The organism is Micromonospora sp. NPDC005205 (assembly GCF_040608275.1).
In the GTDB taxonomy this organism is placed as follows: domain Bacteria; phylum Actinomycetota; class Actinomycetes; order Mycobacteriales; family Micromonosporaceae; genus Micromonospora.
This window is the reverse complement of the sequence record NZ_JBEXHV010000013.1, coordinates 1,454-17,471: the sequence shown is the minus strand read 5'-3', so window position 1 is coordinate 17,471 and position 16,018 is coordinate 1,454. Positions and strand designations below refer to the sequence as shown.

Genomic DNA, 16,018 nt, shown 5'->3' with positions numbered 1-16,018 from the left:
TCAGTCGGCGCGTCGGCCCAGTGCGTCGAGTTCGCGCAGCCCCGGGGTCCGCTGGATCACCGCCGTGAAGCTGACCTTCTCGCTGGCGGCGGTGAGCCCGGCCAGGACCGCGAGCAGACCGGCCCGGCCGAGCGGGCCGGTCCGGGCGGCGAGCGCGACGCCGAGCACCGCCCCGAGCGCGTTCGCGCCACTGTCGCCCAGCATCACGTCCTCGGCCAGGTCGTCGCGGAGCAGACCGGCGGCAGCGCCGGCCGCCCCTGCGGCGATCCCGCCCTGCGGGCCGCCGGTCAGCGGCGCGGCGAGCAACAGCCCGGACTTGAGGGCGCGGCCCGGCCGCAGGTCGAGCAGGTTGAGCAGGTTGGCAGTGCCGGCGATCACACCAGCGCCAAGCAGCACGTCGACGCCCCGGCCGAACGCACCGTGCCGCTGCCGGCGCGGGTGCGCCGCGACCCGGGGATCGGCGGCCAGCAGCGCGGCGGCGCCCAGCCCGACGGCGCCCACCCCGACGACCTTGACCAGACCGGCGGTGACCCGCCCCTCGCGCAGCGCGGCGAGGTGCCCGGCGAAACCCTTGGCCGCCTTCTGCTCCGGCCGCGCGCCGACCACGTCGTCGTACAGGCCGACACCGCCCGCGCCGAGACCGGCGACCAGGGCGGCCCCACCGGCGGCGCCGCCGGTGGCACCGAACGCGCCGGCGGCGGCAGCGCCGGCGGCGAGCGCCGGCCCGGCGGCCAGGCTCACCGTGCGGCCACGGAAGTTGGTGCGTTCCAACGCGGGCCCGGCCGGCGAGGTGCGCGCCTCACGCAGCGCGTAGCGGGCCGCCGCGGCACCCGCACCGGCGATCAACAGCCGACCCAGGGCGCTCACGCCGCCACCTCGCCGGCTCGGTCACGCGTCACCTGGTCGGATCCGGACACGGGGGTACGTCGTTCGCTCACTGGGGCAGTCTAGGCAACAGGCCGGAGGCGGCGTTGTCGCCGACGCCGTACTGGCCGGCCTTCTTCTCGGTGAGCTGCTGCACCAGAGCGAGGCTGGTGACCAGTTGGCCCTGCACGGTGTTGGCGTTGTCGACGGTGGAGATGGTCTGGGAGAGCACCGGGTCACCGCGGACCACGGAAACCAGGTTGCCACCGGCGGAGCCGTTGCCGGCCACCACTATCGCACCGGTCCGGTCGAACTGCTCCGCGACCTTGACGACCGACTCGTCCCGCTTGTCGGAGTCCTTGTCGACGTACGGCTGGCCGCTGACCACGACGACGGCCTCCGCCGAGGCGGTCACCTTGTTGCTGTCGGTGGTCAGGTAACCGGCGTTGTTGTAGGCGGCGAGCACTGCCCGCCGGTCGGCGTCGCTGACCGGTGTAACGCCCTGGGACCGGTCCAGCAGGACGCTTGCCAGCAACGCGCTGGAGGTCTCCACGCCGTGCCCGTTGCCCGGCAGGCCAGTGGTCTGCGCGGTCGGGCGGGCCGCGGTGACGGCCAACTCCAACAGGTTGGAGTTGTTGTCCGGGTTGATGAACTTGTCCTGCAGGTCGACCTGACCGGTGATGGTGGCGCCGGCCTGCTGGAGCTTCTTGAGCACGCCCTCGGTGTGGTTGCGCCCGTTGGGCAGGCCGAGCACCACGACCCGGCGCCCGGTGAGGGTGCCGGGCAGGAAGACCTGGGAGATCTCCTCGGCGAACTCCTCTTCCAGACCGAGCTGCTTCTCCATGCTGTTGACCTGCTGACGCAACTGCTGGTTGTCCTTGCGCAGCCCGGTGACCTGCTCCTTGAGCGAGTCGGCGACCGGACCGTTGAGGGCGGCTGTGCCGACCACCAGGCCGATCGCCAGAGCCAGGAACACCGCGGTGAGGGACACCACGTGGTAGCGGAAGTTGATCACGCTTGCAGCCTCTTGATCGGTCGGGAACTAGAAGAGCCGGTACAGCTGGAACACGAAATTGTCCCACCACTCGGCGACCACGCCGAGGTACGCCTTCCCGACGGTCGAGACAGCCACCGCGGACGCCATCGCCGCGATCGCCGAGAGCACGAGCAACAGCAGCGAGGACCCGGAGATGCTCTGCCGGTAGAGGCGGCTCACACCCTTGGCGTCGACCAGCTTGCCGCCGACCTTCAGCCGGGTCAGGAAGGTCGAGGCCATCCCGCCGCGGCCCTTGTCGAGGAACTCGACGAGCGTGGCGTGGGTGCCGACCGCGACCAGCAGCGAGGCGCCCTTCTCGTCGGCCAGCAACATGGCCAGGTCCTCGCTGGTCGCCGCGGCCGGGAATGTGATGGCCGGCACACCGAGGCCGTTGACCCGGGGCAGGCCCGGCGCGCGCCCGTCCGGGTATGCGTGCACGATCACCTCGGCGCCGCAGCGCAGCACGTCGTCGGTGACCGAATCCATGTCCCCGATAATCACGTCGGGGGTGTAGCCGGCCTCAACCAGCGCGTCCGCGCCGCCGTCGACGCCGATGAGCACCGGCTTGAACTCCCGGATGTACGGGCGAAGCACATCCAGGTCGGCCTTGTAGTCGTAGCCGCGCACCACGATCAGGCAGTGCCGACCCTGCATCTGGGTCTCGATGTCCGGCACACCGACACCATCGAGCAGCAGGTCGCGTTCCTGACGCAGGTAGTCCATCGTGTTGGCGGCGAACGCCTCCAACTGCACCGACAGACCCTCCCGGGCGTCCGCCATCGCCTTGCCGACCGACTCAGCGTCCTGAAGGCTGCCGTGGGCCACCGGCTCGTCACCGGCGAAGACCGTGTTGCCCTCGATGCGCACCTGGTCGCCCTCGCGGATGCGCTCGAAGACGCCCTCCCCCAGGTCGTCGAGGAGCGGAATGCCGGCGGCGATCAGCACCTCCGGGCCCAGGTTCGGGTAACGACCGGAGACCGAGGGCTTGGCGTTGAGCACCGCCGCGACCCCGACGGCGACGAGCGAGTCGGCCGCCACCCGGTCCAGGTCGACGTGGTCGATGACCGCGATGTCACCGGGGCGCAGCCGACCGACCAGGCGTTTCGTCCGGCGATCAAGGCGCGCGGTGCCGAGGACTCTGCCCGGTTCGGCGTTCCGGTTCCGGCGCAACGTGGGTAGACGCATCGTGACCATCCTGGCATGTGAGGCAGGCTTTTCTGTCGCGACATGCCTGAGCAGGGCCGCCTACCCAGGGAAGCACACACCGGCACAAGCCGGTGTGCTTGCGCTCACAATACGCGGCGTCACAACCGCCTTTCCTTGGCGGCCACTGCCAGAAGCTCCTCGGCATGGGCGATACCCAGATCCGAATCGGGCAAACCCGCCAGCATGCGCGCCAACTCCCGCGCCCGCTCGGTGTCCTCCACCACGCGCACCCCGCTGGTCGTCACCGCGCCGCCGGTGTCCTTCGCCACCACCAGGTGCCGGTCAGCGAACGCGGCCACCTGCGGCAGGTGCGTGACCACCAGCACCTGGTGGCTACGGGCCAACCGCGCCAAACGACGGCCGATCTCCACCGCCGCCTGCCCGCCGACCCCCGCGTCGACCTCGTCAAAGACCAACGTGGGCGGGCCACCGGAGCCGGCGAACACGACCTCGATGGCGAGCATCACCCGGGACAACTCACCCCCGGAGGCCCCGCGCTGCAACGGCAACGACGGCGCCCCAGGGTGGGCCAGCAACCGCAGCTCCACCTCGTCACCGCCGTCCGGCGTGACACCCACCTCGACGCCGTTGACCGCAAGCGTCGGCTCGGCACGCCCGGCCGGACGCGGCAGCACCGCCACCTCGATCCGCGCGTGCGGCATGGCCAGCCCGGCCAGCTCGACGGTGACCTGGTCGGCGAAGCGGACCGCCGCCTCCTGCCGGGAGGTGGACACCCGCCCGGCGAGATCGGCCACCTCCACGGCGAGCCGCTGGCCCTCCCGCTCCAACTCGTCGAGCACGTCGTCGGACATGTCCAGATCGGACAGTCGGGTGCGCGCCCGATCGGCCCAGGCGATCACCCCGTCGACGTCGTCGGCGTACTTGCGGGTCAACGCGCGCAGCGCCGCCCGCCGCTCATAGACGTGCTGCAACCGGGCCGGGTCCGCGTCCAGCGTCGCCAGGTACGCCGACAGCTCAGCGGACACGTCGGTGACCAGGGTGGCCGCCTCCTCCAGGCGGGCCGCCAGCTCACCGAGCGCCGGATCGGTGCCGGACTGCGCCTCCAGGGTCCGCCGGGCGGTGCCGAGCAACGCCGCCGCGTCCGGGGCCTCCTCGGCCACCTCCGCGCCACCGGCCACACACTGCTGGGCGATCTGCGCGGCCGTCCGCAGACCCTCGGCGTGCTCCAGCCGCTGCGCCTCGGTCTTCAGCTCGTCGTCCTCACCCGGCTGTGGGTCGACCCGGGTGATCTCGTCGAGGCCCAGCCGCAGCAGGTCGGCCTCCTGGTTGCGCTCGCGGGCGTTGCGCCGACGGTCGGCCAGGTCGTCGACCACCCGACGCCACCCCGTGTACGCCTCGCGCAGCGCGTCGAGCAGCTTCTCGTGCGCCGGGCCGGCGAACCGGTCCAGTGCGGCCCGCTGCTCGGCCGGGCGTAGCAACCGCAACTGGTCGGACTGGCCGTGCACGGCGACCGCCTGCTCGCCGACCTCACCGAGCATCGACACCGGCATGCTCCGGCCACCGACGTGGGCGCGCGAGCGCCCCTCCACCGTCACCGTGCGGCTCAGCAGCACCGAGCCGTCCTCGTCCGGGTCGCCGCCGGCCTCGACGATCCGCGCGTGCACGGCGTCGGCGACCCGCCCGTGCAGCCGCAGCCGCCCCTCCACCACCGCACGACCGGGTTGGGCGCGGACCCGCCCGGCGTCGGCCCGACCTCCGAAGAGCAGGCCGAGGCCGGTGACCACCATGGTCTTGCCCGCACCGGTCTCGCCGGTGATGACGTTCATGCCGCCGGTCAACGGCAGCGTGGTGTCCTCGATGACGCCCAGTCCGGTGATGCGCAGCTCTTCCAGCACAGCCACCGACAGTAGACGCGAGGCACGACAGTTGACCAGCCGACGGGCCCGGGTCGGGCCCGTACCCGGCCGACGTACAGTTCTGCCCCGTGTTGGACGTGATCGGCCTGACCTCGGCTGAGGAGGAGCTCTACCGCTGCCTGCTCCAGCTCACCACGGCCCGCATCGACGAGTTGGCCCATCGTTTGCACCGACCCCGGGAGCAGGTCGCCGCCCAGGTCGAGGCACTGCGCGGCAAGGGCCTCGTGCAGCGCAGCGACACCGACCCGGACGCCCCGCTGCGACCGACCGCCCCGGACGTCGCCCTCGGCGCGACGCTGCTGCGGCGTCAGGAGGATCTGGAGTCGGCCCGCCGACTGGTCACCCAACTGGCCGAGGAGTACCGCTCCGGGCTGCGCCGACACCACGTCGACCATCTGGTCGAGGTGATCACCGGCGCCCGGGTCCTTCGGGACCGTCTGCGTGACCTGCAGAACTCGGCGCGTACCGAGGTGCTCTGGTTCTGCCGGGCCAATCCCCTCGCCATGGCCGGCCCGGAGAACGTCGAGGAGTTCGACGCGCTGGCCCGTGGGGTGAGCTACCGGGCCATCTACGAGCGTGACCTGCTGCTGGAACCGGGCGCGTTGGCCGACCTGGCCAAGGGGGTCGCCGCCGGGGAGCAGGCCCGCGTCCTGGACCGGCTGCCGGTCCGACTGGCCATCGTGGACGCCCGCACCGCCATCTGCCCGTTGGTGCCCGACCGCGACGGCGGCGAACCGAGCGCCGCCGTGATCGGTCGCAGTCAACTGCTCGACGCGCTGCTCGCCCTCTTCGAGAGCCACTGGCGGGTCGCCACCCGGCTGCGCCTCGACGACCCCCTCGCCGTCGCGGCCCCCGAGCCTCGACGGCCGGAGCCCGCGGACCAGCCGGGCGACGGTTACCAACCCGACGCCGACGAGGCCCGGCTGCTGTCGCTGTTCGTGGCGGGCGTACCGGACAAGTCCATCGCCTCCCAGCTCGGGGTGAGCCGGCGGACAGTGCAACGGCGCATCGCCGACCTGATGGCCGCCGCCGGCGTGGACACCCGGCCCGGGTTGGCGTTCCAGGTGGCCCGACGCGGCTGGCTCTGACGCGAAAAGGGTCCGCCGTCGACCGACGGCGGACCCTCGACCGGCGGGGCGGGACGGCCAGGCCGCCCCGCCCCGCCCGATCACCGCAGCCCGTACGCCTGGAGCACCGTCTGGTCGACGGTGTTCCCGGCCCGGTCGGCGGCACGCACCCGCAGCGACACCGTTCCGCGCCCCGCCGGCACGGTAGCGGTGTACCGGGTGCCCGACCCCGTGGTCGGCGCGTTGCGCCAGGTGACGCCCCCGTCGAAGGAGACCTGCACCCGGACGCTGGCACCGGTCGGCCTCGGCGCCCCGGTCGGCTGCCGCAGGGTCAGCCCGAGCTGGTGCGGCCGGTTGCCGCGGACCGTGCCGCGCAGGTCGGCCGGCACCCGGTAGTCCACCTGGAGCAGCGACAACGGCGCGGCGGCGTCACCCGCCGGTCGGGCCGAGGTGAACTCCCAGGCCGTGTCGGTCCGCGTGCCGTAACGCCACTCGACCGAGGACCGCTGGGTGGTCACGTCCAGGCGGTACCGGGCGGCCCCGGCGGTCGTGGGCACCGACGCCCAACCCTCGGAGAGGTCCGCGATCTGCTGCCCGTTGCGGCTGACCTGGGCCGTGACGGTGTCCGACTCCTCACTCTCGCCGGCCACGCTGTAGTGCCCCTCGGCGTCGACGAACTCGGGCACCCGCAACTCCAGGTTGTCACCGGTGCGGGTGGGCACCGGCGCACCGCGGGCCGGCACGGCCGGGCGGAGCACCGGCGCGTGCCAGGTCTCGGTCACCCGGTCGTCGGCGGCGTAACGCCGCGGCTGCTGGGTCAGACCACCCGTCAGCTGCCCCCACTGCATGAACATGACCTTGTGCAGCACCCGTTGCTGCCACCAGTTGTCGCCGGAGCTGACGAACTCCCGTCGGGTGGTGCCGGTACGGACCAGCCGCTGGTTGTCGTTCCACGCGGTGTCCTGCCACGGACGCCACCCGAACCGCTGCTCGCTGGCCCAGTCCCCGCCGACGTTCCCGTAGTGGCTGGTCACCTCGGCGGTGTTGCGGTCGGTGACCTTGTGCAGGATCCGCTCCGGGACCCGGCCCTTCGAGACCTGCCACACGTCGTACAGGTACGGACTGTCCACCGTCAACGTCAGGTCCAGCGTCGTGGGACGCTTCCGGACCGCCGCGATGATCTTCTGCCCGTCGTCGTACGCCACCGCCATCGACGGGATCGGCAGCCGGTCACCCAACGGGGTCCACGACGTCCACGCGCTCTGGTCGGCCGGGCGGACGATCAGCGCCACCTTCGCGCCAGCGGCAGCCGCCGCCGCGATCTGCTCCTCCTCCGAAGCGTCCGGGGTGCTGGTGAGCAGCGCCGCGGCACCACGTACCCGGGTCAGCTCGGCGGGGGTACCGGTGCCGGCCCAGACCAGCGGCAGCTTGCGCCGCTCGGCCGTCGCCGGCGAGTAGCCCATCAGGTTGATGTCCAACGGACCGGACACCCCGCTGATCGTCGCGTCCACCATCGGCGCGACCAACTGCCAGCGCGACGCGAACTCGAACTCGCCCTGGCGCACCGCACGGGTCGGGGTGACGTTGACCTGCTGGATGGTGCTGAAGGTCATCACACCGTGGTCGACCTGCCGGCCGTTGCCGAAGACCCGGTGCTCGTAGAAACTGATCGTCGAGCGCTGCTCAGAGGGTTTCGGCGTCTCGATCCGCACCGGGGTGCCCTTGCGCGGGTCGAGGACCACTGTGAGGTCCCGGTCGACGAGCAGCTCCGGGTCGGTGACCAGGGTGATCTGCTCGTCCAGCGGGGCACCGTGCTCGATCAACGCTTGGACCAGGTAGGGGCCCTCCTCGACCTGGAGTTGCACCTCGCCGCCGACCCACCCGAGCCAGTCGGATTCGGGCTGCTCACCGAAGAGGGTGAGCACCGACGCGAGACCCGGCTGACCCTGCATGTCCAGCGCCCGCACGGTCACGGTGTGCAGCGGACCGCTGAGGGTGAGCGCGACAGCGGTGCGCACCGCGACGCCGTCCGCGCCGGTGGCCACCACCCACCCGCTGTGCACACCCCGGTCCAGCTTCGCCGGGTCCGCCCGCAACGGCACGGCGACGCTGCCGCCGGCCGGCACCGTCACCTCGACGCCGCCGACCGTGACCCCGTCGGTCTCGGCCGCACGGGTGTCCAGGTTGCGCAGCTCCAGGGCCAACCGCAGGGTCTGCGGGGCCGTGCCACCGTTGGTGTACGTCACGGTCCGCTCGACCGGCACGCCACCGGTGCTGAGCCGGCCGAAGTCAGCGGTGCCGGAGCCGTACACCCGCTGGCCGAGCGCGCGGGCCACGTCGACCCGACCGGCGCCCTGCTCGAAAACGGTCAACGCCGGGTTCGCCTTCGTGGTGCTGACCAGCGCGTCCTTGAGCTTCGCGGCGGACCAGTCGGGGTGTTCCTGGGCGAGGATCGCCGCCGCCCCGGCCACGTGCGGAGTGGCCATCGAGGTGCCGGACGCGGTCGTGTACGCGTCGTCCACCGGCGTACCCATGGCGGTGCCGGCGGCCCGGGCGGCGACGATGCCCACGCCCGGCGCGGTGATCTCAGGCTTCAGGCCGTTGTCGCCGAGGCGCGGACCCCGGCTGGAGAAGTCCGCCAGCTCGTCGGCACGGTCCACAGCGCCGACGGTCAGCGCCGCCGCGGCCGCGCCGGGCGCACCGACGGTCCGCGCGGCACCCGAGTTGCCGGCGGCGACCACGAACAGCGCGCCGGTCTCAGCGGTCAGGTCGTTCACCGCCTGGCTCATCGGGTCGGTGCCGTCGGTCGGGTCACCACCGAGGCTCATGCTGACCACCTTCGCGCCGGAGTGGGCGGCCCACTCCATGCCCGCGATGATCGACGAGCTGTAGCCGGAGCCACCGTCGTCGAGCACCTTGCCGACCAGCAACCGCGCACCCGGGGCCACGCCCTTGCGCAACCCGTCGGACGCCGCCCCGCTGCCCGCGATGGTGGCGGCCACGTGGGTGCCGTGGCCGTGCCCGTCGCGGGCGCTGCCACTGCCGGAGAAGTCCTGCGCCTCGGCGACCCGACCGGCCAGGTCGGGGTGGGTGGCGTCGACGCCGGTGTCGAGCACCGCCACCTTCACGCCGGCACCGTCGCGGCCGGCGGCCCAGGCGATCGGAGCGCCGATCTGCGGCACGCTGTGCTCCAGCGTCGGGCGGACCTTCCCGTCCAGCCAGATCCGCGCGACACCGGCCCCGAGCCGGGCCGGCGAACCGGCTGTCACCCGCTGCCCGGGCGCACCGCGCAGCGACGTCCACAAGCCACCCAGGTCATCCTTGCCGACCCGCAGCGCCGCGCCGTTGATGCTCTCCAGCGGACGCGCGTCGGTCGCGCCGGCCAGCGGCCGGACCCGTCCGGCGGCCGGCTCCTGATAGCGGACGATCAGCGGCAACGCGCCCTGCGCGGCGTCGCCGTACCCGTCGGCCGCCAACTCCTGCACGTCGAACAGGTCGGGGTCGAGCACCCCCGCGGAGAGGTACGGCATCACGTCGCTGGGCAGCACCCGCAACCCGCCGTCGGCCTCGACAGTCTGGAAGGCGATCCGGTCGCGCCCCGGGCCGGGGTGGACGGTGGCGGCGACCCGACCGGGTGCCGCCTGCACCAGGTCGACCTGGTCGCCGGTGATCAGAGTGATGCGGACGGGTGCGTGCTGGGCGGGCGTGCCCGACGTCGGGCCGGTGGGCCGGGCGGGCGGGTCGGCGGACGCCGGTGCGGCGACGCCGACCACCAACGCGCCGACCGCGCCGACGGCGAGCCAGCGTGGGGACCAGTGCATGCGATGGGCTCCTCTACTCCTCCAGGCCCGCCATCCGTAGATGAGGGCCGATCGGAGTCTGCGTCGGAGCGTGTCGCCAGGTCACTAGTCGCCGGCCGCCGCAGCGGCGACATGTCGTCAGGTGGACAACTGACATCCACCGACCGTGTGCACCACCGTCACCGGCGGCTGCCACGCCAACCGTGCACTGGCAGACCGAACTTGGCCACCAGCCGGTCGGTGAACGGACGGGGGCGCAGCCGCACGATGCGCACCGGCAGGGCACCCCGACGCACCGTCACCCGCGCGCCGGGCGGCAGGTCGTAGACCCGACGCCCGTCGCAGGAGAGCACGGCGAGGGTCGTGAACGGGTCGACCGTGATCACGAAGGTGGACGTCGGAGCCGTCACCAGCGGGCGGCTGAACAACGCGTGCGCGCTGATCGGCACCAGCAGCAACGCCTCCACCTCCGGCCAGACCACCGGGCCACCACCGGAGAACGCGTACGCGGTGGAACCGGTGGGGGTGGCGCAGACGACACCGTCGCAGCCGTACCGCGACAGCGGCCGGCCGTCCACGTCGACGAGCAGCTCCAGCATCTGGGCCCGCTCGCCCTTCTCGATGCTGATCTCGTTCAGCGCCCAGGACTCGATGGTCGGCCCACCGTCGAACTCGGCCGTGACATCCAGGGTCAGCCGCTCGTCGACCGTGTAGTTGCGACTCACGACGTCGCGCACCGCGACGTCCAGGTCGTCGATCTCCGCCTCCGCCAGGAAGCCCACCTTGCCGAGGTTGATGCCGAGCAGCGGCGCCTTCGCGGGTCGGGCCAGCTCGGCGGCGCGCAGGAAGGTGCCGTCCCCACCGAGCGCGAAGACGATCTCGGCGCCCTCGGCGGCCTGCGGGCCGCCGACCGGCACCACGCCCGGCAGGTCGAGGTCCTCGGCCTCGTCGGCGACCACCCGTACCTCGAAACCGGCGTCGATCAGGTCGGCGGCGACCGACCGGGCGTGCTCCGTGCTACGCCGACGACCGGTGTGGGTCACCAGCAGCGCGGTCCGGCTCATCGGGCCACCCGCCCACGCCGAACCGGGCCGCGTCGCGTCACCGGCGCCGACACCTCGGCCCGGCCGCGTGTCACCGCCCGGCCCACTGCGGCACCCTCACTGCGCGCGTTCACCCTGCGACCTCCTCCGCCGCCGCCACGTCCGGCACCGCGCCGGCCGTCGTCGAGCCGTCCGGCCCGGCCGCCACCACGGCCCGCACCCGCTCCGGGTCGGCCGCTGGTGCGCCCCGGCGCAACCATACGAAGAACTCGACGTTGCCGCTGGGCCCGGGCAGCGGGCTGGCCGCCACGTCGGCCAGCCCGAGGCCGAGCCGTGCGGCCGCCGCCGCCACGTCCAGCACCGCTTCGGCGCGCAGCTCCGGATCGCGGACCACACCGCCGGCACCGACCCGGTCCTTGCCGACCTCGAACTGCGGCTTGACCATCAGTGCCAGGTCACCGTCGTCACGGGTGCAGCCGGCCAGCGCCGGCAGCACCAGTCGCAGCGAGATGAACGACAGGTCGGCCACCGTGAGATCGACCTGGCCGCCGATCGCGTCCGCATCGAGGGTACGGACATTCGTGCGCTCCAGGACGCGGACCCGCTCGTTCGTACGCAGTGGCCAGGCGAGCTGCCCGTAGCCGACGTCCACGGCCACCACCTCGGCCGCGTCGGCGCGCAGCAGCACGTCGGTGAACCCACCGGTCGACGCTCCCGCGTCCAGGCAACGCCGCCCGGCCACGTGCAGCCCACCGGGGGCGAACGCGGCCAGCGCGCCGGCAAGCTTGTGCCCGCCTCGGGAGACGTACTCCTCAGCCGGGTCCGCACCGGTGACCAGGAGCGGGTCGGCGGGGTCGACCATCGCGGCCGCCTTGCGGGCGACCACGCCCCGCAGCTGGACCCGGCCGGCCTCCACCAACGCGGCGGCCTGCTCACGGGAGCGGGCCAGACCGCGGCGGACGAGTTCGGCGTCCAGCCGGTTACGACGTGCCATGGGTGGTTCTCCGGTCTGCTCAGGCCTGGTCGTCCCGCTCAGGTCTGGTCGATGGTGGCGAGGGTTTCCCGCAGCGTCTCGTAGGCCGCCTCGTACTGGGCGATCTGGTCGGCGGGAGCGAGCGTCGCCGCGTTGGCGATGGCCCGCACGGCGGCGTCCACCGCCGGATGCCGTGCCTCGTCGTCCCCGAGATCCAGCGGCGGTCCGGGGCGGGCACCCACCGGCGGGCCCGGGCGGGCCGGGAACGACCCGCCAGCCGGCGGACCGGGCCGGGCCGGGAACGACCCGCCGGGCGGCGGTCCGGGCCGGGTCATTCGGCGTCGTCCGGCCGCTGCCTGCGAATCGCCGCCTTCTTGGCGGGCATCACAGCCGGCGTCGGGATGTCCTCATCGGCCGTCCGGCTGACGGTCGCCGGCGCCTTCTTGGCGATGGCCTTCTTGGCTACCGCCTTCTTCGCGACGGCCTTCTTCGCCACCGGCGCGGAGACCGGGGCGCCGGCCGAGGCGTCGGACGGCACGAGACCGGTGCCGGGTTTCGCGGCGACGGTCGGGTCGGGTTGCGGCGTGGGGCCGGCGGTCGGCGCTCCGGCCGGCTCGGTGGACCGTGCCTCCCGCAGCTGCCGCTCCAGATCGTGCACCCGCCGGGTCAGCTCGGCCACCTCGTCGGCGGTGGCCAGACCGACCGCGCCGAGGGCCCGGTCGACCTCGAAGCGGACCAGCTTGGTCAGCGCCTCCCGGTTGGCGGCGCCGGTGGTGACCAGTTCCTCGCCGAGGGCCTGGAGTTGGGCGGCGGTCGCGCCGCCGGAGCCGACGAGGCGCCGTGCCACGTCCTGGGCCTTCTTCCGGGGCGCCTCCGTAAGGCCCATGGCCAGCTCGAGGTAGGCGCGCCACGCGTCCTGCATGCCTGAGTCCTTCCACGGGGCGGGGTGTGCAGGTGTCACGCTACCGGGCACCCCCGACCGACCCGTGCGGTACGGTGCCGAGGACGGCGTGGCGATCACCGAGGGGGAGATGTGGCCAGCGTGGACGAGTGCCGGCAGGCGTTGCAGGAGCTGGCCGCCCGGTTGGATCGCAACGCCGAGACCGTGCGCGAACGGATCGACCTGGACCGGACGCTGGCCTGCCGGATCACCGACCTGGACACCGCGTTCCACGGCCGGATCACCGGCGGCCGACTGGTCGAGCTGACCGACGGCGACGACCCCAAGGCCAAGATCGCGCTGAGCACGTCCAGCGACGACCTGCTCGCCCTGGTCCGTGGCGACCTGGACGTCACCGGCGCGGTGACCTCCCGCCGGGTGTCGATCAAAGCCAACCCGTTCGACCTGCTCAAGCTGCGCAAACTGCTCTGACGACCGCCCGGCTCACGCCGCCGCGGTCAGACCGAAACTCTCCACCGCGTGGGCCGCGTCCGAGCCCACCGGACGGATCTTCGGCAGCGCCGGCACCGACGCCGACCAGGCCACCGCGCAGAGCGCCGCGAGGGCGTCCAGCGGCCGACCGGCCCCGGCCAGTTCCAGCGTGCCGTCCCGATCGGTCACCGACCAGCCGCCAGCGTCCGCCGGGCCCGGGACCCGCACGGCGGCAGCCGGGTCGAAGAGCCCCGCCAGGTCTTTCGCGACGTACGTGGGACGTCGCCGCGGCTCGGCGGCCAGCAGCTCCGGTACGCCGTGCACGCCCGTGAGCACGAGCAGGCTGTCCAGCCCGGCCCGGCGGGCACCCTCGATGTCGGTGTCCAGCCGGTCACCCACCACCAGGCTCCGCCCACCGCCACTGCGCCGGGCAGCGGTCTCGAACAGCGCCGGCTCCGGCTTGCCGACCACCACGTCGGGGTCTCGCTCCAGTGCGGTACGCAGCACGGCGACCAGCGACCCGTTGCCGGGCAGCGGTCCCCGCCCACTGGGCAGGGTCCGATCGGTGTTGGTGGCGATCCAGATCGCACCCGCCCGCACCGCCAGCGACGCTTCGGCCAGCTCGGCCCAACCGACCTGCGGGCCGTACCCCTGCACCACCGCCGCCGGCTTCTCGTCGGCCTGGGTGACCGGGTTCAGGCCGACCGCGCGCAGCTCCGCGCGCAGCGCCTCCGCGCCGACCACCAGCACCGACGCGCCGGCGGGCAGCCGGTCACGCAGCAACTCGGCCGAGGCGGCAGCGGAGGTGAGGACCTCCTCCGGTCGGGCCGGCACGCCCATCCCGGTCAGCAGGTCCGCGACCTCGCTGGACCGGCGCGACGCGTTGTTGGTGGCGTACGCCACCGCCCGTCCCTCGGCGTGCAGCCGGGCCACCGCGTCGACGGCGCCGGGGATCGGCCGGTCGATCAGGTAGATCACGCCGTCCAGGTCGAAGACGACCAGGGTGTACCCGTCGACCAGCCGTTCCCCCACGCCCGCGCTCACCGCTGCGTCGACCCCGACTCGTCGTCCCGGGCCGGCACGGTCCCGTCGGCGTTCGCCGCGTCGCCGTTCGCCGCGTCACGGTCCGTCACGCCACTGTCGCCAGTGGTGGCCGCGTCGGCGTTGCCGCTCTCGGTGGGGTGACGGTCCTCGTCCTCGTCGTCAAAGCCTTCGTCGTCAGCGGGGCGGCCGACAGCGTCGTCCTCGTCGTCGTCGAAGTCCTCGTCATCGTCATCGTCATCGTCGTCGTCGTCGTCGTCATCATCATCGTCGTCGTCGTCGTCATCGTCATCGTCATCGTCATCGTCATCGTCATCGTCATCGTCGTCGACATCGTCGTCGTCGTCGTCGACATCGTCGTCGTCGTTCGTGTCGTCGGCCAGGTCGGCGTCGGGTCGGGCCGGCACCGCGCCGGGAGCGCCCGGGCCTGCGGCGATCTCCTCGGCGGCCTCGTCCTCTTCGTCACCCTCGATGACCACGCCGTCGAGTTCGAGCAGCCGCTCGGCGGCGTCGGTCTCGCCCTCGGTGTCCACGTCGGCCGCGCGGGAGAACCATTCGCGGGCCTCCTCGCGCCGACCCACAGCGAGCAGCGCGTCGGCGTAGGCGTACCGCAGTCGGGCCGTCCACGGCACGGTGGCCTCGTTGGTGAGGTCCGGAACCTGGAGCATCGCGACCGCGGCGTCCTTCTGCCCGAGGTCACCACGCGCGCCGGCGGCGACGATCAGCAGTTCGATCGCCACGGCCTGGTCCAGCTTCTCCCGGTCCGCGCCACGGAACAGGTCAATGGCCCGCTCCGGCCGGCCGAGAGCCCGCTCGCAGTCCGCGAGCACGGCCAGGTGGCTCTGCAGTCCGCTCATCCGGTGGTACGTGCGCAGCTCGGCGATCGCCGACTGCCACTCTCCCGCCCGGTACGCGGCCAGACCGACCGCCTCACGGACAGCGGAGATGCGCGACGCGAGCCGCCGGGCGGCCAGCGCGTGCGCCAACGCCTCGGCCGGGTTCTCGTCGATCAGCTGCCCAGTGGCGACCAGGTGCCGGGCCACCGTCTCGGCGACCGGCTTGTTCAGCGAGAGCAGCTCAGCGCGGACGTCCTTGTCGAGGTCGGTCGCGACAATGTCGTCCGGCAGTGCCGGGGCCGAGCTACGCCCGCCCTCGGACGACTCGGAGCCACCCGCGCGGTCATCGCGACGGAACTCCCCCTCGCGACGCGGCCGCTCGTCGGACCGGAAACCCCCGGTACGCTCGCCGCCCCGGTAGCCGCCCTCGCGGTCGCCGCCCCGGAAACCACCCTCACGCGGGGCGCCTGAGCGCGAACCATCACGGTCCCCGCCCCGGAAGCCACCTTCGCGACGGTCGCCGCCACGGAAGCCACCCTCACGGGGAGCGTCCGAGCGCGAACCGTCCCGGTCGCCGCCCCGGAAGCCGCCCTCACGGCGGTCGCCGCCACGGAAACCACCGTCGCGGTCGCCGCCACGGAAGCCACCTTCGCGCGGCGGGCCGGAGCGAGTGCGGTCGCCGCCCTGGTAACCGCCCTCACGGCGGTCACCACCACGGAAACCACCGTCGCGGTCACCACCGCGGAAACCGCCTTCACGGGGAGCACTGGAACGCGAGCCGTCACGGTCGCCGCCCCGGAAGCCACCCTCACGGGGAGCACTGGAACGCGAGCCGTCACGGTCGCCGCCCCGGAAGCCACCCTCACGGGGAGCACTGGAACGCGAGCCGTCACGGTCGCCGCC

At 73.3% G+C, this 16,018-nt stretch carries 13 protein-coding genes; 2 read left to right on the top strand and 11 right to left on the bottom strand.

The window, feature by feature from the left end:
* From ABZU43_RS22515 to recN, 4 genes are all read right to left on the bottom strand, one after another.
* Positions 1–867 (bottom strand): hypothetical protein, encoded by an 867-nt coding sequence (locus tag ABZU43_RS22515; RefSeq protein WP_355008446.1) that lies wholly within the window; start codon positions 865–867, stop codon positions 1–3.
* Positions 868–934: 67 nt separating this feature from the next.
* Positions 935–1,879 carry a copper transporter gene (locus ABZU43_RS22510; protein WP_355008445.1) on the bottom strand — a complete coding sequence of 315 codons (945 nt, stop codon included), beginning with the start codon at positions 1,877–1,879 and terminating at the stop codon, positions 935–937.
* Between the two features lie 27 nt (positions 1,880–1,906).
* Positions 1,907–3,085, bottom strand: a complete 1,179-nt coding sequence (gene steA / locus ABZU43_RS22505) for a putative cytokinetic ring protein SteA (protein ID WP_355008444.1) — start codon at positions 3,083–3,085, stop codon at positions 1,907–1,909.
* 119 nt (positions 3,086–3,204) lie between these two features.
* Positions 3,205–4,962: a DNA repair protein RecN gene (gene recN, locus ABZU43_RS22500; RefSeq protein ID WP_355008635.1), complete on the bottom strand. Its 1,758-nt coding sequence runs from the start codon at positions 4,960–4,962 to the stop codon at positions 3,205–3,207.
* Between the two features lie 89 nt (positions 4,963–5,051).
* On the opposite strand from recN, the gene ABZU43_RS22495 reads away from it, so the two are divergent.
* Positions 5,052–6,071, top strand: coding sequence for a helix-turn-helix domain-containing protein (locus tag ABZU43_RS22495; RefSeq protein WP_355008443.1), 1,020 nt, complete (start codon positions 5,052–5,054; stop codon positions 6,069–6,071).
* A gap of 80 nt (positions 6,072–6,151) precedes the next feature.
* Here ABZU43_RS22495 and ABZU43_RS22490 read toward each other — a convergent pair whose 3' ends face one another.
* From ABZU43_RS22490 to ABZU43_RS22470, 5 genes are all read right to left on the bottom strand, one after another.
* The gene (locus ABZU43_RS22490; protein ID WP_355008442.1) at positions 6,152–9,871 is read right to left on the bottom strand and encodes a S8 family serine peptidase; all 3,720 of its coding nucleotides are present in this window, start codon (positions 9,869–9,871) and stop codon (positions 6,152–6,154) included.
* Between the two features lie 158 nt (positions 9,872–10,029).
* A complete protein-coding gene (locus ABZU43_RS22485; RefSeq protein WP_355008441.1) occupies positions 10,030–10,914 on the bottom strand; it encodes an NAD kinase in 885 nt (294 codons plus the stop codon).
* Positions 10,915–11,023: 109 nt separating this feature from the next.
* Positions 11,024–11,887 carry a TlyA family RNA methyltransferase gene (locus ABZU43_RS22480; protein ID WP_355008440.1) on the bottom strand — a complete coding sequence of 288 codons (864 nt, stop codon included), beginning with the start codon at positions 11,885–11,887 and terminating at the stop codon, positions 11,024–11,026.
* Between the two features lie 38 nt (positions 11,888–11,925).
* A complete protein-coding gene (locus ABZU43_RS22475; RefSeq protein ID WP_355008439.1) occupies positions 11,926–12,201 on the bottom strand; it encodes a hypothetical protein in 276 nt (91 codons plus the stop codon).
* Entirely contained in the window at positions 12,198–12,788 is a 591-nt protein-coding gene (locus tag ABZU43_RS22470; protein ID WP_355008438.1) for a hypothetical protein, read from the bottom strand. Before ABZU43_RS22470 ends, ABZU43_RS22475 begins: the two co-directional genes overlap by 4 nt.
* 111 nt (positions 12,789–12,899) lie before the next feature.
* Here ABZU43_RS22470 and ABZU43_RS22465 point away from each other — a divergent pair, with 111 nt between their 5' ends.
* The gene (locus ABZU43_RS22465) at positions 12,900–13,238 is read left to right on the top strand and encodes an SCP2 sterol-binding domain-containing protein (protein WP_355008437.1); all 339 of its coding nucleotides are present in this window, start codon (positions 12,900–12,902) and stop codon (positions 13,236–13,238) included.
* A gap of 12 nt (positions 13,239–13,250) precedes the next feature.
* On the opposite strand, the gene ABZU43_RS22460 is transcribed toward ABZU43_RS22465, so the two are convergent.
* A complete protein-coding gene (locus tag ABZU43_RS22460) occupies positions 13,251–14,282 on the bottom strand; it encodes an HAD-IIA family hydrolase (RefSeq protein WP_355008436.1) in 1,032 nt (343 codons plus the stop codon).
* Complete coding sequence (locus ABZU43_RS22455; protein WP_355008634.1) at positions 14,279–15,322, bottom strand: hypothetical protein; 1,044 nt, start codon at positions 15,320–15,322, stop codon at positions 14,279–14,281. Before ABZU43_RS22455 ends, ABZU43_RS22460 begins: the two co-directional genes overlap by 4 nt.
* Positions 15,323–16,018 lie beyond the last annotated feature (696 nt).